Annotated in this window: 17 protein-coding genes and 1 other RNA gene; 7 read left to right on the top strand and 11 right to left on the bottom strand. The window is 64.3% G+C overall.

Annotated elements, in window-relative coordinates; all coding sequences use genetic code 11:
- Positions 1–86 precede the first annotated feature (86 nt).
- A complete protein-coding gene (locus tag MFF34_RS03330; RefSeq protein WP_027592248.1) occupies positions 87–1,463 on the top strand; it encodes an inorganic triphosphatase in 1,377 nt (458 codons plus the stop codon).
- A gap of 118 nt (positions 1,464–1,581) precedes the next feature.
- On the opposite strand, the gene MFF34_RS03325 is transcribed toward MFF34_RS03330, so the two are convergent.
- Positions 1,582–2,052, bottom strand: a complete 471-nt coding sequence (locus MFF34_RS03325) for an Lrp/AsnC family transcriptional regulator (protein WP_027592247.1) — start codon at positions 2,050–2,052, stop codon at positions 1,582–1,584.
- Positions 2,053–2,178: 126 nt separating this feature from the next.
- On the opposite strand from MFF34_RS03325, the gene MFF34_RS03320 reads away from it, so the two are divergent.
- From MFF34_RS03320 to MFF34_RS03310, 3 genes are all read left to right on the top strand, one after another.
- Positions 2,179–2,484 (top strand): hypothetical protein, encoded by a 306-nt coding sequence (locus tag MFF34_RS03320; protein WP_027592246.1) that lies wholly within the window; start codon positions 2,179–2,181, stop codon positions 2,482–2,484.
- 91 nt (positions 2,485–2,575) lie between these two features.
- Positions 2,576–4,261, top strand: a complete 1,686-nt coding sequence (locus MFF34_RS03315) for a GspE/PulE family protein (RefSeq protein WP_238210238.1) — start codon at positions 2,576–2,578, stop codon at positions 4,259–4,261.
- Between the two features lie 89 nt (positions 4,262–4,350).
- Positions 4,351–4,665: a DUF2388 domain-containing protein gene (locus MFF34_RS03310; RefSeq protein WP_238210235.1), complete on the top strand. Its 315-nt coding sequence runs from the start codon at positions 4,351–4,353 to the stop codon at positions 4,663–4,665.
- 27 nt (positions 4,666–4,692) lie between these two features.
- Here the strand turns inward: MFF34_RS03310 and gcvP are convergent, their stop codons facing one another.
- From gcvP to MFF34_RS03260, 10 genes are all read right to left on the bottom strand, one after another.
- The gene (gcvP, locus tag MFF34_RS03305; RefSeq protein WP_238210233.1) at positions 4,693–7,566 is read right to left on the bottom strand and encodes an aminomethyl-transferring glycine dehydrogenase; all 2,874 of its coding nucleotides are present in this window, start codon (positions 7,564–7,566) and stop codon (positions 4,693–4,695) included.
- A gap of 184 nt (positions 7,567–7,750) precedes the next feature.
- Positions 7,751–8,134, bottom strand: coding sequence for a glycine cleavage system protein GcvH (gene gcvH, locus MFF34_RS03300; protein ID WP_238210232.1), 384 nt, complete (start codon positions 8,132–8,134; stop codon positions 7,751–7,753).
- A 51-nt stretch (positions 8,135–8,185) separates the two neighbouring features.
- Positions 8,186–9,268, bottom strand: a complete 1,083-nt coding sequence (gene gcvT, locus MFF34_RS03295; RefSeq protein WP_238210225.1) for a glycine cleavage system aminomethyltransferase GcvT — start codon at positions 9,266–9,268, stop codon at positions 8,186–8,188.
- A gap of 129 nt (positions 9,269–9,397) precedes the next feature.
- Positions 9,398–11,014, bottom strand: a complete 1,617-nt coding sequence (locus tag MFF34_RS03290) for an iron ABC transporter permease (protein WP_238210222.1) — start codon at positions 11,012–11,014, stop codon at positions 9,398–9,400.
- A 146-nt stretch (positions 11,015–11,160) separates the two neighbouring features.
- Positions 11,161–12,162 carry an extracellular solute-binding protein gene (locus MFF34_RS03285; protein WP_099455677.1) on the bottom strand — a complete coding sequence of 334 codons (1,002 nt, stop codon included), beginning with the start codon at positions 12,160–12,162 and terminating at the stop codon, positions 11,161–11,163.
- A 102-nt stretch (positions 12,163–12,264) separates the two neighbouring features.
- On the bottom strand, positions 12,265–13,482 hold the full coding sequence (locus MFF34_RS03280) for a 2-octaprenyl-3-methyl-6-methoxy-1,4-benzoquinol hydroxylase (RefSeq protein WP_238210261.1): 1,218 nt from the start codon (positions 13,480–13,482) through the stop codon (positions 12,265–12,267).
- Positions 13,483–13,491: 9 nt separating this feature from the next.
- Positions 13,492–13,974, bottom strand: a complete 483-nt coding sequence (locus MFF34_RS03275; protein ID WP_027592237.1) for a DUF4442 domain-containing protein — start codon at positions 13,972–13,974, stop codon at positions 13,492–13,494.
- Complete coding sequence (ubiH, locus tag MFF34_RS03270; protein WP_238210220.1) at positions 13,971–15,170, bottom strand: 2-octaprenyl-6-methoxyphenyl hydroxylase; 1,200 nt, start codon at positions 15,168–15,170, stop codon at positions 13,971–13,973. Before ubiH ends, MFF34_RS03275 begins: the two co-directional genes overlap by 4 nt.
- Entirely contained in the window at positions 15,167–16,501 is a 1,335-nt protein-coding gene (gene pepP / locus MFF34_RS03265) for a Xaa-Pro aminopeptidase (protein ID WP_027592235.1), read from the bottom strand. Before pepP ends, ubiH begins: the two co-directional genes overlap by 4 nt.
- Before the next feature lie 21 nt (positions 16,502–16,522).
- Entirely contained in the window at positions 16,523–17,077 is a 555-nt protein-coding gene (locus MFF34_RS03260) for a YecA family protein (RefSeq protein WP_099430753.1), read from the bottom strand.
- A gap of 181 nt (positions 17,078–17,258) precedes the next feature.
- On the opposite strand from MFF34_RS03260, the gene MFF34_RS03255 reads away from it, so the two are divergent.
- The 3 genes from MFF34_RS03255 (at position 17,259) to ssrS (ending at position 17,955) form a co-directional block, all read left to right on the top strand.
- Complete coding sequence (locus MFF34_RS03255; RefSeq protein ID WP_033693939.1) at positions 17,259–17,441, top strand: TIGR02449 family protein; 183 nt, start codon at positions 17,259–17,261, stop codon at positions 17,439–17,441.
- On the top strand, positions 17,438–17,758 hold the full coding sequence (locus MFF34_RS03250) for a cell division protein ZapA (RefSeq protein ID WP_027592233.1): 321 nt from the start codon (positions 17,438–17,440) through the stop codon (positions 17,756–17,758). Before MFF34_RS03255 ends, MFF34_RS03250 begins: the two co-directional genes overlap by 4 nt.
- A gap of 17 nt (positions 17,759–17,775) precedes the next feature.
- Positions 17,776–17,955, top strand: a non-coding RNA gene (gene ssrS, locus MFF34_RS03245) — 6S RNA.
- The last annotated feature ends 20 nt before the right edge of the window (positions 17,956–17,975 follow it).

The raw sequence follows: 17,975 nt of genomic DNA, 5'->3' as shown, positions 1-17,975 counted from the left end.
CATAGGACCATCTGCCGTCTGGAATAAACCGTTGACGGCCGACTCCTGTAGACTCTCTGCCAACGAGCCCCTCCTTCGAGCCTGCGATGCACAAAGAAACCGAACTCAAGCTCCGCGCCAGCCGCGAGACCCTTGCCGCCCTGCGTGAGCACCCCCTGCTGAAAAAGCGCAACAAGTCCGGTTGGCAGACCCGTGAACTGCTCAACCAGTACTTCGACACCCCGGAGCGCGAGCTTTCCGCCGCCCGTGTCGCCCTGCGCCTGCGCCGCGATGGTGATGCAATCATCCAGACCTTGAAGTGCCGCGGGCAAAGCGTGGCCGGGCTGTCCGAGCGCAACGAGTACGAGTGGCACCTGGACAAGGTCAAGCTCGACCTGAAAAAGCTCGACGGCACCTGCTGGCCCGAGCAGTTGGCTGCGCTCGACAAGAAAACCATCAAGCCGCTGTTCACCACCGACTTCAGCCGTGAATACGCCGAAATCGCTTGGGGCCGTGGCAAGAGCAAGGTCGTGATCGAGGCCGCGCTGGACCAGGGCTTCGTGATCGCCGGCAAGCGCAAGGAAGAAATCTGCGAGTTGGAGCTCGAACTGCGCGAAGGCGCACCTGAAGCCCTGCTGGAACTGGCCGCCGAGCTCGCCGCCAGCCTGCCGCTGATGCCTTGCGACATCAGCAAGGCCGAGCGTGGCTACCGCCTGCTGGAGCCCGAAAGCTACGAGCTGGGCCTGCCCCAGACCGAGCTGGACGCCGAAATGGCCCTGGACGATGCCTTCGCCGCCCTCGCCTGGCAGTTGCTCGGCAGCAGCCAGCGCCTGGCCGAGCAATACCGCCACAATGGCCACTGGCGCCTGCTGCAGGACTGGGTGCAGTCCCTGGCCGAACTGCGCGCACTGGTCGCCAGCCTGGGCCAGGCCGCACCGCGCGCCACCACCCGCGAACTGCGCGCCAGCCTCGACGCGCTGCTGGAAGACTGGCGCCCACTGGTGCAGGCCGGCAACGATGACGAAGACATCCGCCGCGCTGCGCCTGAGCAATTTGCCGAAGAACTCGAAGACGTGCGTTGGGGCCAGTTCTCGCTGGAAACCTCGCGCTGGCTGCTGGCCCGTGGCTGGACCGTCGAGCGCAAAGGCCGTGGCGAACGCCAGGGCAAGGCGCAGCTGGCCAGTTGGATGGCGCACTTGCTGGGTGAAGAAGGCCGTTCGCTGAAACTGCCGCTGTACACCCAGCGCCCGGAAGACCTGGCCGAACAGCTGCCGCGCATCGAACAGCTGCTCGCCTGGCTGCACCATGCCCGCCAGGTGCTCGAAGCGCCGCAGATGGACCGCCTGTACGGCGACCTGAAAAAGCTGCACGAGCTGGCTGAACTGCCGCTGTCCGAAACGCCCGACGAGCTGCTTGAAGCCCGTATCGAGCAGGCCCGCGCGGTTGATCAAAGCCGTGGCTGGAAGTACCTGCTCAAGGCTTGATCGGCGTCGCTAGCCCTGTAGGAGCAGCCTTGTGCTGCGAAGAGGCCCGTTTTGCCACAGATTTTTTCTGGTCAAACCGGCCCCTTCGCAGCACAAGGCTGCTCCTACAGATCGTGTGCTATCTCGACAGTGGCAGGCTGGTGGTGGATTTGATCTCCGAAAGCGCCACGATCGAATTGACCTCCTGAATCCCCGGCACATTCGACAGTTTTTCGAAGAAAAACCGCTCATACGCCTCAATGTCCGAGGTAACGATACGCAGCAGAAAGTCCACCGAGCCCATCAGCACGTAGCACTCCAGCACCTCCGGAAAACCTCGGATCGCCTCGGTGAACTCGGTGAAATTGGAGCGCCCGTGCGCGTTGAGCTTCACCTCTGCAAAAATCTGCGTGTTCAGGCCGATCTTCTTGCGGTCGAGCAGCGTCACCTGCCCACGTATCACCCCCTCCTCCTTCAGCCGCTGGATGCGCCGCCAGCAAGGCGACTGCGAAAGCCCCACACGCTCGGCGATCTGTGCGCTGGACAGCGAAGCGTCCTCCTGCAGCAATTCAAGGATGCGCCGATCATAGGCGTCCAGCTCGCTGTGCATGAATAATTCTCCAGATCACGATATTTCGAATAGAACAATCTGCCATACCGGCCAATTGGTCGAATCATAGCGAAAAAATACCCGCTTCAACGTGCAAGAATTTCTCCCACATTTGCGGAGACCAGCATGAACGCACTGCCACGTACCGACGCCTGGGCCGCCAGCAACGCCCACAGCACCGTGCACTACCGCCTGCAGGCCGAGGCCGAGCCCGACAGCTTGTGCCGGGTGCTCAACCTGTTTGCCTTACAGTTCCTGACCCCGCACCACGTGCAGGTCAGCCAACAGGATGACTGGCTCGCCATCGAGATCGGCATTGGCGGGCTGAGCTGGCACCGGGCCGAGGTGATTGCGCAAAAATTGCGCAACTTGGTGTGCGTGGGCGACGTAAGCCTGATGAACCTGGCGCGCGTGGAGCTGGCGGTGGTCTGACACCGCAAGATCCAGAAACCCTTTGCCCGCCGTAAGCGCACCACACCCGGCTAGCCTTCAACAGGACTCCCCTCCTGGCAAGGACGCCGCCATGCATACCCCCGACAACCACGCCCTCGACCTCAAGCGCCTGCTCCAGGCCTTGCTCACCGACCGGCACCTGGACGCCAGCGACACCCTGCTGGTACTGGAGCAGGCCGCGTCACGGCCGACCTGCCACCCGCTGGAGCTCATCGCCGCCCAAGGCCTTGAAGACCGCAAGCACCCCGGACAGCCCTTGGACCTGGACCGCCTCTGCCAATGGCTGGCTGACAAGATCGGCCAGCCGTTCCTGCGCATCGACCCCATGCAACTCGACATGGCCCAGGTCAGCGGGCTGATCTCCCCCGCTTTCGCCCAGCGCCATGGCATTCTCGTCGTCGCCGCCGACCCTTCCGGCGTCACCGTGGCCAGCGCACAGCCCTATCAGGATGACTGGCAAGCGGACCTGGCCAGGAGCCTGGGCAGGCCCATCCGCCGCGTGCTGGCCAGCCCGCTGCAGATCCGCCAGTTGGGGCAGTCGTTCTTCCGCCTGGCCCAATCGGTACAGGGCGCGCAGCACCAGCAGTCAGCCAGCCTGGGCGAGCTCGAACAGCTGCTGGAGCTGGGCAAACGCCAGGCCGAAGCCAGCGCCGACGATGCCCATATCGTGCACATCGTCGACTGGCTGCTGCAGTACGCCATCGAGCAACGCGCCAGCGATATCCACCTGGAGCCCCGCCGCGAAAAAGGGCAGCTGCGCTACCGCATCGACGGCCTGCTGCACACCGTCTACGCCTTCCCCGCGGGCGTCACCCTGGCGCTGGTCAGCCGCCTCAAACACCTCGGGCGCATGGATGTGGCAGAGAAACGCCGGCCACAGGACGGCCGGTTGCAAAGCCGCCTTGCCGGCGGCGGCGAAGTGGAATTGCGCCTGTCGACCTTGCCGACGCCCTTTGGCGAAAAACTGGTACTGCGCCTGTTCGACCCGCAACAGCTGCATGAAGGCTTCGACCGCCTGGGCCTGGAAGGGCAGCAACTGGAGCAATGGCGCGCGCTGCTGGGCCAACGCCAGGGCATCATCCTGGTGACAGGCCCCACGGGTTCAGGCAAGACCAGCACGCTCTACGCCAGCCTCAAGCTGCTGGCCACCCCGCAAGTCAACCTGTGCACCATCGAAGACCCCATCGAGCGGCTGGAGCCGGCCTTCAACCAGCTGCAAGTCCAGCCCGCACTGGGCCTGTGCTTCGCCGACGGCGTGCGGGCGATGCTGCGCCAGGACCCGGACATCATCATGATCGGCGAGATCCGCGACCGGGAAACCGCCCTGGTGGCCGTGCAGGCAGCCCTCACCGGGCACCTGGTACTGTCGACCCTGCACACCAACGATGCCTGCGGCGCGATCACCCGGCTGCAGGAACTGGGCGTGGCTGATTACCTGATCAAGGCAACGCTGATCGGGGTCATGGCGCAGCGCCTGATTCGCACCTTGTGCGGCGATTGCCAGGGTTGTGCCTCGGCAGCCAGCGGCCAGCCCTGCCGCACCTGTCGCGGTACCGGTTTTCAGGGCCGTACTGGCCTGTTCGAACTGTTGATACCCAGCGAAAGCCTGCGCGCGCAGATAGGCCCACACACCGACCTGGCGCAGTTGCGACGCCAAGCGCTGACCGAAGGCTTGGTAGACCTGCGCCGCTGCGGGGAGGCGAAAGTGGCCCGGGGCCTGACCGCTACAGAGGAAGTGCTAAGGGCCTGTTCCTGAGCAAAAAACCCTTGTATTCAAGGAACTTGCACCCCCTCGGCAGGATCAAACCGCGCATCTTCAACCCTCACCCTTCGAGGTGTTTCAACATGCGTCTCAAAACCGCCATCGCGACCGCTGCCTTGCTTTCGCTGCCAATGGGCTCCGCCATGGCCGATACCTTCTGGCGTAACGTGATTTCTTCCGGTGCAACCACGGCGTCGACCTACCTGACGTCGAAGGATCACAAACTGGTAATGGCCGCGCAGGATGACGCCGGCAGCTTCGTGGCCAGTGAAGGCGCAATCCGCGGGCCGTTCCTGGAATCGGCGATGCGCCAGGTGCGCGCTGAAAACCCAGGGATGCAGGCCAGCGACATGGAACTGGCCAATGCCATTCTGGCCAAGAACGCGATAGCCGAATAAGTTTTTGGGGGGCCAGCCCCCCAAAAATCAGCGATAAGCCTCCACCGGCACACACGCGCAAAACAAATTCCTGTCCCCATACACATTGTCGACCCGGTTCACCGCTGGCCAATACTTGTGCTGGCGTACGTGAGCGCTGGGGGCGATCCCTTGCTCCAGGCTGTACGGCCTGTTCCACGGTGCCAACACGTCAGCCAAGGTATGCGGCGCATGCTTGAGCGGGTTGTCTTCGGCCGGCCAGTTGCCTTCCTGCACCTGAGCGATTTCTGCACGGATCGCCAGCATCGCTTCGACGAAACGGTCCAGCTCGGCTTTCGACTCACTCTCGGTCGGCTCGACCATCAGCGTGCCCGGTACCGGGAATGACATGGTCGGGGCATGGAAGCCGTAGTCCATCAAACGCTTGGCCACGTCTTCCTCGCTGATGCCGGTCTGCGCCTTGAGCGGCCGCAGATCGAGAATGCACTCGTGGGCCACGCGCTGGTTACGCCCGCGGTAAAGCACCGGAAAAGCCCCGCCAAGTTGGCTGGCCAGGTAATTGGCCGAGAGGATCGCCACCTCACTGGCATCGGCCAGTTGCGGGCCCATCATGGCGATATACATCCAGCTGATCGGCAGAATGCTCGCGCTGCCCCAAGGCGCGGCACTGACCGCGCTGTTGTTCGGGTCCAAACCCGGCACCGGCACCACCGGGTGGCTGGCGACAAAGGGCTTGAGGTGGGCGCGGATACCGATCGGGCCCATGCCGGGGCCGCCGCCCCCGTGGGGGATGCAGAAGGTCTTGTGCAGGTTCATGTGCGACACATCGGCGCCGATGTCGGCTGGGCGCGTCAGGCCGACCTGGGCATTGAGGTTGGCACCGTCCATGTACACCTGGCCACCGTGCTGGTGCACCACGTCGCAGATTTCGCGGATACCCTCTTCATACACCCCGTGGGTCGAGGGGTAGGTGACCATCAGGCACGACAACCGATCCCCGGCCGCTTGCGCTTTGGCCTTGAGGTCCGTGAGGTCGACGTTGCCGTCGTCGTCGCAATCGACGATCACCACCTCCATGCCGGCCATCTGCGCCGAGGCCGGGTTGGTGCCGTGGGCCGAGGACGGAATCAGGCACAAGGTACGCTGAGGCTGGTGGCGGCTGCGGTGGTAGCGGGTGATGGCCATGAGGCCGGCGTATTCGCCCTGCGCGCCGGAGTTGGGCTGCATGCAGATGGCGTCGAAGCCGGTGATGGCACATAGCCATCTTTCCAGCTCGTCGATCATCGCCTTGTAGCCCACTGCCTGGGCAGCCGGGGCGAACGGGTGCAGCTGGGCGAAGGCTGGCCAGGTGATGGGGATCATCTCGCTGGTGGCGTTGAGTTTCATGGTGCAGGAGCCCAGCGGGATCATTGACTGGTTCAGCGCCAGGTCCTTGTTTTCCAGCTGCTTGAGGTAGCGCAGCATCTCGGTTTCGCTGTGGTGCAGGTTGAAGACCGGGTGCGCGAGGATCGGCGTGCGCCGCACCAGCCCCGCCGGGATGCCTTCTGGCAGCGCCAACTGGTCGAGCGCGGCAATGTCCAGGCCGTGATCGACGCCGAGGAAAATGTCCAACAGGCGCAACACGGTCTGTTCGTTGCAGGTTTCGTCCAGGCTCACGCCCAAGTGCCCGCGCCCGAGGATGCGCAGGTTGATACGCGCGTGCTCGGCACTTTCGATGATCGCCGCCTGCGCGCCGCCCACCTCCAGCGTCAAGGTGTCGAAGAAATGCTGGTTGAGCCGCTTGATGCCCTTGGCCTCCAGGCCGGCCGCCAGAATGAAGGTCAGCCGGTGCACCCGCTGGGCGATGCGCTGCAAGCCTTCTGGGCCATGGTAGACGGCGTAGAAGCCGGCGATGTTGGCCAGCAGCACCTGGGCCGTGCAGATGTTGGAGTTGGCCTTCTCGCGGCGGATGTGCTGCTCGCGGGTCTGCAGGGCCATGCGCAGCGCGGTGTTGCCCCGGGCATCGCGCGACACACCGATGATGCGCCCCGGCATGGCCCGCTTGAAGTCGTCGCGGCAGGCGAAATAGGCGGCATGAGGGCCGCCGTAGCCCATGGGGACGCCAAAGCGCTGGGTCGAGCCCAACACCACATCGGCGCCCAGCTCACCGGGTGGCGCCAGCACCACCAGGCTGAGCAGGTCGGCGGCGACGCAGGCCAAGGCATGCTGGCTGTGCAGGTGATCGATCAGCGGGCGCAGGTCGCGTACCTCGCCGTGGGTGTCCGGGTACTGCAGCAAGGCGCCGAATACCGCGTGCTTGGCCAGGTTACCCACAGAATCGACGATCAGTTCGAAGCCAAACCCTTCGGCGCGGGTTTTCAGCACCGAGAGGGTTTGCGGGTGGCAGTGCTCGTCGGCGAAAAAGGCGTTGCTCTTGTTGCGTGCCACGCGCTTGGCCAAAGCCATGGCCTCGGCAGCGGCGGTGGCCTCGTCGAGTAGCGAGGCGTTGGCCAGGGTGAGGCCGGTGAGGTCGATGACCATCTGCTGGAAATTCAACAACGCTTCCAGCCGGCCTTGGGCGATTTCGGGTTGGTAAGGCGTGTAGGCGGTGTACCAGCCAGGGTTTTCCAGCACGTTACGCAGGATGACGGCCGGCGTGACGGTGCCGTGGTAGCCCATGCCGATGAGGCTGGTCCAGACCTGGTTCTGCTCGGCATAACCGGCGAGCTTGGCCAATGCGGCCTGTTCGTCCAGCGCCGGCGGCAGGTCGAGGGGGCGATTGAGGCGGATCCCCGGCGGGACCGTCTGCTCGATCAGCTCGCTGCGGCTGGCAACACCTAACGCGCTGAGCATGGCCTGCTGCTCCGAGGCATCGGGGCCCAGGTGGCGACGCAGGAAAGGGTTGAGCTCTTGCAGTTGATGCAGGGACGGCGACTGGGACATGACGACGCTCTCTTCCTAGACCAGGCCTCATGGAGACTTATAAGTCTAGGAAGGATTGCCGATTGTGCGGGGAAACTTGCTTGCAGGCCCGGCCTCATCGCGGGGAAACCCGCTCCTACAGGGGTATCAGCTGCAGTGCAGTACCTGTGGGAGCGGCTTTAGCCGCGAAGAAGGCGACGCGGTATTACTCGCCGATAGCAGCCTGATAACCCGCAGCATCCAGCAGCGTGTCCAGCTCAGCCTTGTCGCTTGGCTTCAGCTTGAAGATCCAGGCACCGTAAGGTTCTTCGTTGAGCAACTCTGGGCTGTCGGCCAGTGCTTCGTTGACCGCGATCACTTCGCCACCGATCGGGGCGTAGATGTCGGAAGCAGCCTTGACCGACTCGACCACGCCAGCCGCGTCGCCCTTGGCGAACACCTTGCCGACTTCCGCCAATTCGACGAACACGACGTCACCCAGGGCTTCCTGTGCGTGGTCGCTGATGCCAACGGTCACTGTGCCGTCGCTTTCCAGGCGTGCCCACTCGTGGCTTTCGGCAAAACGCAGTTCGGCGGGGATATTGCTCATGTCTTGAATTCCTCGATTGGCTCAGCGGTCGGCCCGCCGGTTAAAAATTAATCAAATCAGGATTTTGCCGTGGCGCACGAAGGTCGGTTTGACCACCCGCACCGGGTACCACTTGCCGCGAATCTCGACCTCGGCGCGGTCGCCGGTGGCCATGGGTAAACGCGCCAGGGCAATAGACTTGCTCAGCGTAGGAGAGAAACTACCACTGGTGATCTCCCCTTCGCCAATGCCGGCAACGCGAACCACCTGATGGGCACGCAAAACGCCGCGTTCTTCCAGCACCAGGCCAACCAGTTTTTCCTTCACACCTTGCTCGATTTCCGCCAGCAAGCCCGCGCGGCCGATGAAATCGCGCTCAGCCGGCTCCCAGGCGATGCTCCAGCCCAGGTTGGAGGTGAGTGGGGTATGGGTTTCGTCGATGTCCTGGCCATAAAGGTTCATGCCGGCTTCCAGGCGCAGGGTGTCACGGGCGCCCAGGCCACTGGGGGCGATGCCGGCGCCGACCAGGTCGTTGTAGAAGGTAACGGCCTCGTGGCCTGGCAGGATGATCTCAAGGCCGTCTTCACCGGTATAACCGGTGCGGGCAATGAACCAGTCGCCGTCAGCAATGCCTTCGAACGGGCGCAGCGCGCGAATCAGCGCGGCGCGCGAGGCGCTGAGCAAGGCGGCGACCTTGTCACGCGCCTGCGGGCCTTGGATGGCAAGAATGGCGAGGTCCGGGCGCACCTCGAAATCGACCGAGAACCCGCTTTGCTGGGCCGTGAGCCAAGCCAGCACCTTGGCGCGGGTAGCGGCGTTGGTGACCAGGCGGTAGCCGGCTTCGGTGCGATAGGCGATGAGGTCATCGATGACCCCGCCCTCTTCGTTGAGCAGTGGGCTGTACAGCGCCTTGCCGACACTGTCGAGGCGGGCAACATCGTTGGCCAGCAAATGCTGCAACCAAGCGGTAGCATCACGGCCACTGATGTCGATCACGGTCATATGGGAAACATCGAAGACCCCGCAGTCACTGCGCACCTGATGGTGCTCCTCGACTTGCGAGCCATAGTGCAGGGGCATGTCCCAACCGCCAAAATCGACCGTCTTGGCGCCGAGCGCTAGGTGCAGGTCATACAAAAGCGTGCGCTGTCCCATGGGTTTCTCCTTCCGGGCGTGGCGAAGCGGCGGCGGTCGATGACGTTTGGTCGTCAGCTCTTCTTGTAGGACCCGCCGCGCGAATGCCGCGCATTGTAGCCGCATGGGCGCGGGCTGGCATCCTTACTGTCAGTGACCGGGGCGCCGAGCTGAGCGGCGAATCAGCCCGATGACCGGCAGCAAGCCCACCAGCACCAGGGTCAAGGCAGGCAGCGAGGCACGCGCCCACTCGCCCTCGCTGGTCATCTCGAACACCCGTACCGCCAAGGTGTCCCAGCCGAACGGGCGCATCAGCAAGGTGGCCGGCATTTCCTTCAACACATCGACGAATACCAGTAGGGCAGCACTCAGTGCACCGGGCACCAGCAACGGCAGATACACCTTGAAAAACAATGCCACGCCGCTGACGCCCAAGCTGCGCGAGGCCTCCGGCAATGAGGGCCGGATACGCTCCAGGCTGCTTTCCAGCGGCCCGTAGGCAACGGCGATGAAGCGCACCAGGTAGGCCAGTAGCAAGGCCGCAAGGCTGCCCAGCAGCAAGGGTTTGCCAGCGCCGCCCAGCCACGTCGAAATCGGCACCACCAGCTGGTTATCGAGGTAACTGAAGGCCAGCATGATCGACACGGCCAGCACCGAGCCTGGCAAGGCATAACCAAGGTTAGCCAGACCGACCCCGGCGCGGATGCCGCCGGTCGGCGCCTGGCGCCGGGCGAAGGCCAGCAGCAGCGCCACGCTCACCGTGATCAATGCGGCCATGCCGCCCAGGTACAAGGTGTGCAGCACCAGGCCGACATAACGCTCGTCCAGGTCATGCCGCCCGCGCTGCCAGCACCACACCAGCAGCTGCAGCAGCGGTATGACGAAGGCACAGGCGAACACCAGCAGGCACCAGCCGCTGGCCAGCAGCGCCTTGGCCCCACGCAAGTGATAGAGCGCCTTGCCGCGCGCGCGCTCATTACCCGTGCGGCTCGCGCCGCGGGCACGGCGCTCGCCGTACAGCACCAACATCACCGCCAACAGCAGCAGGCTGGCCAACTGTGCCGCGCTGGACAGGCTGAAGAAGCCGTACCAGGTCTTGTAAATGGCGGTGGTGAAGGTGTCGAAATTGAACACCGCCACCGCACCGAAGTCGGCCAGGGTCTCCATCAATGCCAGGGCGATACCGGCACCGATGGCCGGCCGCGCCATGGGCAGTGCGACGCGCCAGAACGCCTGAAGCGGTGACAGCCCCAGTACCCGGGCCGCTTCCATCAGGCCCCTGCCCTGCGCCAGGAAGGCCGTGCGCGCCAGCAGGTAGACATAGGGGTAGAACACCAGCACGAGTACGATGATCACCCCGCCCGTGGAGCGCACGCGCGGCAGGCGCATCGGCCCAAACACTTCGCGCAGGGCGCTTTGCACCGGGCCGGCAAAATCCAGCAGGCCGACGAAAACGAATGCCAGCACGTAGGCGGGGATGGCAAACGGCAGCATCAGCGCCCAGTCCAGCCAGCGCCGGCCAGGGAATTCGCAGAGGCTGGTGAGCCAGGCCAGGCTGACCCCCAATACGGTCACGCCGATGCCTACGCCTACTACCAGGGTCAGGGTGTTGCCGAGCAGGCGGCTCATCTGGGTGTCGAGCAGGTGTGACCAGATCTGCAGGTCGATCGACTGCCATGACAGCAGCAGGACGCTCAGGGGCAACAGCACCAGGGCGGCGACCAGGGCGACCGGGAGGTACCAGCGACGTTGGGGGGTGTGGGGCAAGTTCAGAACTCTCGGTTGCGATTGCGACCGCTGCGCGGTCGTTCGCGGGCAAGCCCGCCCCCACAGGGTTTACACACGCTTCAGTGGAACACCTGTGGGAGCGGGCTTGCCCGCGAAAGGGCCCTTGCAGGCCCCGGAAGGATAACTTAGTTCCAGCCAGCCCGATCCATCAAGCGAATCGCTTCGGCCTGGCGCTTGCCAGCGATTTCGACCGGAATGCTGTCAGCCTTGAAGCTGCCCCAGGCGGCTACCTCGTCTGATGGCTTGACCTTCGGGTTGGCCGGGAACTCCTGGTTGATGTCGGCGAACAGCTTCTGCGCGTCCTCGCCGGTCATCCATTCCACCAGCTTTTTCGCAGCCTCAGGGTGCGGGGCATGCTTGGTCAGGCCGATACCCGACAGGTTGACGTGCACACCGCGGTCACCTTGGTTGGGCCAGAAGATCTTGACTGGCAACGTGGGGTTTTGTTTGTGCAGGCGCCCGTAGTAGTAAGTGTTGACCACGCCCACGTCGCACTGGCCAGCTTCGATGGCCTGGATCACGGCGTTGTCATCGGAGAACACGTCGGTGGACAGGTTATTCACCCAACCTTTGACGATGGCTTCGGTTTTGGCCTCGCCGTGGTTCTCGATCAAAGTGGCGGTCAGCGACTGGTTGTAGACCTTCTTCGCAGTGCGCAGGCACAGACGCCCTTCCCACTGCTTGTCGGCCAGGGCTTCGTAGGTGCTCAGCTGCTCCGGTTTGACCCGGTCAGTAGAGTAGATGATGGTGCGCGCGCGCAGGCTCAGGCCGGTCCAGTCGTGGGACGAGGCCCGGTATTGCGGCGGGATGTTCTGGTCGATGATGTCCGATTTGATCGGTTGCAGGATACCCATCTGCTCGGCCTGCCAGAGGTTGCCGGCATCCACGGTCAGCAGCAGGTCGGCCACACCGTTCTCGCCCTCGGCCTTGATGCGTTGCATCAGCGGGGCTTCCTTGTCGGTGATGAACTTGACCTTGACCCCGGTCTTGGCGGTGTAGGCGTCGAACACCGGCTTGATCAGCTCGTCGATGCGCGAGGAGTACACCACCACTTCTTCCGCTGCCTGGGCAGTGCCGCCGAACAACGTCAGGGCCAGGGCGGCCAGTAGGGGCTTGCGTGGCAACATGAAATGCACTCCTCGGATCGTATGAGAGGCGCAAATGGTAGTGAATCCCATTTTGTCCCTCACCCTCGGAGCCGTTACCGGATGTTGCAGCCCCTGCCAGCGTCAGGGTTTGGCCAACTCCGGTAGGTCCCCAGTCAGCCCCAACGCCTGGCGCACGAACAATGCCTTGGCCTCCGGCATCTGCTCCACCAGCTTCAAGCCACTGTTACGCAACCAGCGCAACGGCAGCGGATTGGCCTGGAACAACCGCTCGAACCCTTCCATGGCGGCCATCAGCCCCAAGTTGTGCGGCATGCGCCGGCGCTCATAGCGGCTCAACACCTTTACATCCGCCAGCCGTTCGCCGCGCTCGCTGGCATTCACCAGCACCTCGGCCAGCACGGCGGCATCAAGGAACCCCAGGTTGACGCCCTGCCCGGCCAACGGGTGAATGGTGTGCGCGGCATCGCCGATCAGCGCCAGGCCCTCAGCCACATAGCGCTTGGCATGGCGCTGACGCAGCGGCACGCACACGCGTGGATCGGCCTGCAGCACCTCGCCCAGGCGCCCCTCGAAGGCCCGCTCCAGGGCCTTGAGGAAGGCCGGCTCGTCCAGCGCCATCAGTTGCTCGGCATGCTCTGGCGTGGTCGACCAGACGATCGAGCACCAGTCCTGCTGGCCCTCACGTGTCAGCGGCAGAAACGCCAGCGGGCCCTCGTCGGTAAAGCGTTGCCAGGCCGTAGCCTGGTGCCCGGCGCTGCAACGTACGCTGGTGACGATGGCGTGGTGCAGGTAATCCCACTCACGGGTTTCGCAGCCGGTCAGGCGGCGTACCGCCGAGTTGGCGCCATCCGCCGCCACCACCAACGGCGACCGCAGTTGGCGGCCGTCGGCCAGGGTCAGCAGCCACTCGTCACCGGAGCGGCGCAGTTGCTCGAGCCGCGCGTTGGGCAACAGGCCGATGTCGCTGTCATGCAGACGCTCCAGCAGGCCGTCCTGCACCACCCGGTTTTCGACGATGTGGCCGAGCACCTGGGCATGCACGCTGGCCGCCGAGAAGTGGATCTGGCCCGTACCGCTGCCATCCCAGACGTGCATGTCGGTATACGGCGTGGCCCGTCGCCGGGCGATGCCATCCCAGGCGCCTAGGCGCTCCAGAATGCGCTGGCTGGCCGCCGACAATGCACTGACGCGCGGCTCGAACGGCGCTTCGGTATCGAAGGGTTTTACCGACAGCGGGCTGCCGTCGAGCAGGAGAATGTCCAAGCCACTGTGGCGCAATGCCAGGGCCAGGGCGCTGCCGACCATACCGGCACCGACAATCAACAGATCTGCGCGCATTTCCATGCCTTACGCCTGCCTCGCTTGCGGCTTGAGCCGCACGTATAGGGTTTTATCGACCCGCGCTACCAGTTCGCCGGCGCCGTCGCGGATGTCCACCTGCAGCCGCGGCAGGCACTTCTTGCCGGTGGCGGTCTGCTGGCGAATGTCGTCGAGCAGGGCGTCATCGAGGTGGAACTCGGCGTACACGGGGCCTTTGCCCGGCGAGATGAAATCGATGCTCGCCGCCTTGTCCCAGACGATGTACTCGCGCCCCAACTGCTCGATCAGCAGCAGCATGTAGAACGGGTCGACCATCGAGTAGAGGCTGCCGCCGAACTGGGTACCGACGTAGTTGCGGTTCCAGCGGGTGAGCTTCATGCGGACCTTGACGCTGCGCATGTCCGGGCTGATGTGCTGCACGCGGATACCGGCGCCCAGGTACGGCGGGTAAAGGTTCAGCAACCAGCGCAACATGCGGGCCCGGCGCGCCAGTCTGCGCGGATTGCTCATGCCTGGCCCCGCGGATCGGGGCGCGTACCCAGGCCCATGGCCTGGCGGGCAAACCAGCTTTTTGCCGGCGGCAGCAGGTCGAGCCCGAGCAGGCCAATGTTGCGACCGGCAGCCAGCAACGGCTGGTTGCTGCCGAACAGGCGGGTGACCTGGTCGGAGAAGCCAATGGTCAACGCCTGGTCCAGGCGCTGACGCTGGTGGTAGGCCCGCAGGGTGCCCAGGTCACCGGGGTGCTGCGGACCCGCCAGCAGCGCGTGTGCAAGCACCTGGACGTCACGCAGCGACAGGTTGAAGCCCTGGCCGGCAATGGGGTGCAGGCTGTGCGCAGCGTTGCCCAGCACCACCAGGTGCGGGCGTACCTGTTCTTCGGCCTCGACCAGTGCCAGCGGGTAAAGATGCCTTGCACCCACTTGGCGCAATGCCCCAAGACGATAGCCGAAGGCATCCTGCAGTTCGCGCAGGAAGCTGCGTTCATCAATTTCGGCCAGGCGCTGAGCGTCCATGCCCTGACGGGTCCAGACCAGCGCGCAGCGGTTTTCCGGCAGTGGCAGCAGGGCCATCGGGCCGGTTTCGGTGAACCGCTCGAACGCCTGGCCGCGGTGTGCTTCGCCAGGCGTGATGTTGGCGATCAGGGCGCTTTGCTCATAGGGCGTGCGGCGCACATGAATACCCAGCTGCTCACGCAGGCCAGAGCGGCCGCCATCGGCCAGCACGGCCAAGTCGCATTCCAGGCCGGTGTCGTCATCCAGCTGCAGGCGATAACCGCCTTCGATGGCGTGCATCGCCCTCACTTCGGCGGGGCAACGCCAGCTCACCACCTCAGGGTCCAACCCCTGCCACAGGCACTGCCCGAGCCAGGCGTTTTCCACCACGAAACCCAGCGCTGGCACGCCTTCTTCGTGGGCATCGAGGCGCGTGGCACCGAACCGGCCACGGTCCGATACCTGAATCTGCAGGATAGGCTCGGCGCGCTGGCTGATGGCCTGCCACAGCCCCAACTGCTGGTAGATCTGTTGCGTGCCATACGACAACGCCGACGAGCGTGCATCGTAGCTGGGCTGGAAACTGTGGCCGGGTGCGAACGGCTCGATCAGCAGGATCTTCCAGCCTCGCGCCTTGGCCCCGGCCTGCAGGGCCAACGCCAGGCTCGCGCCGACCAGGCCGCCACCGATGATCGCCAAGTGGACCCGGTTCATGCCGCGTCCTTGCGCGCAGCCTGCATCAGCGCCTCGATCTCGGCGACTGTGCGGGGTACACCCGACGTCAGAATTTCACAGCCCTGCCTGGTCACTACCACGTCGTCCTCGATCCTTACGCCGATGCCGCGCCACTTCTTGGCCACCGCCTGGTTGTCGGCGGCGATGTAGATGCCCGGTTCGACGGTCAGCGCCATGCCGGGCTCCAGCACGCGCCACTGGCCGCCCACTTTGTATTCGCCCACATCGTGCACATCCATGCCCAGCCAGTGCCCGGCGCGGTGCATGTAGAACGCGCGGTAGGCTTCGCTTTCGATCAGCCCCTGCACATCACCCTTGAGCAGCCCCAGTTCCACCAGGCCCTCGGTGATGACCTGCACGGTCGCCTCGTGGGCGTGGTTCCAGTGCTTGCCGGGGGCGATTTCGGCGAAGGCTGCGGCCTGGGCCTTCAGCACCAGCTCGTAGATGGCCTTCTGCTCGGGCGAAAAACGCCCGCTGACCGGGAACGTACGGGTGATGTCGCTGGCATAGCAGTCGATTTCGCAGCCCGCGTCGATCAACACCAGGTCGCCGTCCTTGAGCGGGGCGTCATTCTGCTGATAGTGCAGGATGCAGCCATTGCGCCCGGCCGCGACGATCGAGCCATAGGCCGGCATTTTCGCGCCACCTTTGCGGAACTCGTAATCCAGCTCGGCTTCCAGGCTGTACTCATGCAGCCCGGCCCGGCAGGCCTGCATGGCACGCACGTGGGCACGGGCGGAAATGTCTGCGGCAACGCGCATCACCTTCACTTCTGCCGCCGATTTATACAGGCGCATGTCGTGCAGCAGATGATCCAGCGCAACGAACTCGTTCGGCGGCTGGGCACCCAGGCGAGCCTTGGAGCGGATCACGTTGATCCAGTCCATCAGCCGGCGATCGAATTCGGGGTTGCTGCCCATGGCGCTGTACACCCGCTCCCGGCCCTCGATCAGGCCCGGCAGGATCTCGTCGATGTCGGTGATCGGGAAGGCATCGTCGGCGCCGAAATCACGCACCGCACCTTCCTGGCCGGCGCGCAGCCCTTCCCACTGCTCGCGCTCAGGGTTGCGCTCGCGGCAGAACAGCACGTACTCGCCATGTTCACGGCCCGGGATCAGCGCAATCACCGCCTCGGGCTCGGGAAAGCCGCTGAGGTACTGGAAATCGCTGTCCTGGCGGTACACGTGCTCGACGTCGCGGTTGCGAATGGCAACGGCGGCGGCGGGCAGGATGGCGATGCTGTTGGGGACCATCTGCGCCATCAGCGCCTTGCGCCGACGGGCATACTCGGCCTTGGGAATGTGGCTCATGGGCAGACTACCCCCGGTTGATCAGTGCAACGATGGCTTGGACGCAGGCGCGGCCGGCTTGGCCAGCTCGGAGAACAGCAGCAGCGGCGCGACGCGCAGGTATTCCATGACTTCCATGTAGTCGCTCTCGCCGTCTTCGGACTCTTCGAGGGCTTCTTGTACCTGGGAGATTGCCACCAGGTCCTGCAGCACGTCTTTGGCTTCGGTGGACAGGTCCTTGCCACCGGCGTTCAGGCCAAAGCCCGTGATGAAGCCTTGGCACCACTGGCCCAGCGCCGCAGCACGGTCAGCCAGCGCGGCATCATCGGTCGGCAGCAGCAGGACGATGGCCATGTCATCGCTGGTGAGCTCGCCCTTGACCATCTCTTGCAAGCCGATCAGGGCGTTGCGGACGGTGTCACCGGGTTCGTTTTCCAGCAGTTGGGCGGCGTCGGCCAGCCAGGCGTCGGCATCGAAGCCGGCACCGGCGCAGCTGCGCCCGACCAGCAAGCCGTGCAGCTCGGCAGGAGTGACAGGGTGGCCGTTGCTGGCAAGCAGCATGGCGAAGGCAATGTAGGGCGATTGGGTATTGGGCATGGGCAACTAGGCGCCAGACGGCGCAATGACTAGAATGGAGACCTTGTATCCTAGCACCGGCAGGCGCGCCAAGACCATCGGCACTGGCCGTCGCGGCCCGGGGAGAGGCATCATCGCCAGGTGACTCAACGACGGAGCGATTCGAGTGCAACCCACGCAAGAGAACGACCTGCAAGCGCTGATGAGCCGATTCGAGTTGCTGATCGAACGTGTCGAGCAACTAAAACGGCAAAATGCACTCCTAGTAGCTCAGGAAAAATCCTGGCGCGAAGAGCGCGCCCACCTCATCGAAAAGAACGAGATCGCAAGGCGCAAGGTCGAGTCGATGATTTTACGCCTCAAGGCTCTGGAGCAAGACTCATGAGTTCAAGCAATAGCGTCACCGTGCAGATCCTCGACAAGGAATACTCGATCATCTGCCCGCCGGAAGAGCGCAACAACCTGGTCAGCGCCGCGCGCTACCTGGACGGCAAGATGCGCGAGATCCGCAGCAGCGGCAAGGTGATCGGCGCCGACCGCATCGCGGTCATGGCTGCGTTGAACATTACCCACGAGATGCTGCACCGCCAGGAAGACCGTAGCGCTGCCCCGGTCGCTGGCACCAACCGCGAACAGGTGCGCGACCTGCTGGATCGGGTCGATAAGGCTTTGTCCGACGACACGGATACCAAAATCGGCTGAGATTGGTATACTGGCGCCACTCCCTGGGGGATGCGCCAGTCGGTTATGTCCCTGAGCCGATACGCACAACCACGGGGGTTGCACGCTGGGGCCGGTGTGCATGTCCGCTCGACGGAAAGCCTTAACGCCCCCTGCAATCTCCACCTTGAACTTTCGGGTTCAAGGGCTACACCGATAGCGGTCTTATCGGGGAGCCTTATTTTTTTGTCCGCCCTTG

The sequence above is a fragment of the Pseudomonas sp. PAGU 2196 genome (genome assembly GCF_022179005.1).
GTDB classification, from domain to species: Bacteria; Pseudomonadota; Gammaproteobacteria; order Pseudomonadales; family Pseudomonadaceae; genus Aquipseudomonas; species Aquipseudomonas kermanshahensis.
This window is presented reverse-complemented; position numbering and strand designations above follow the sequence as displayed.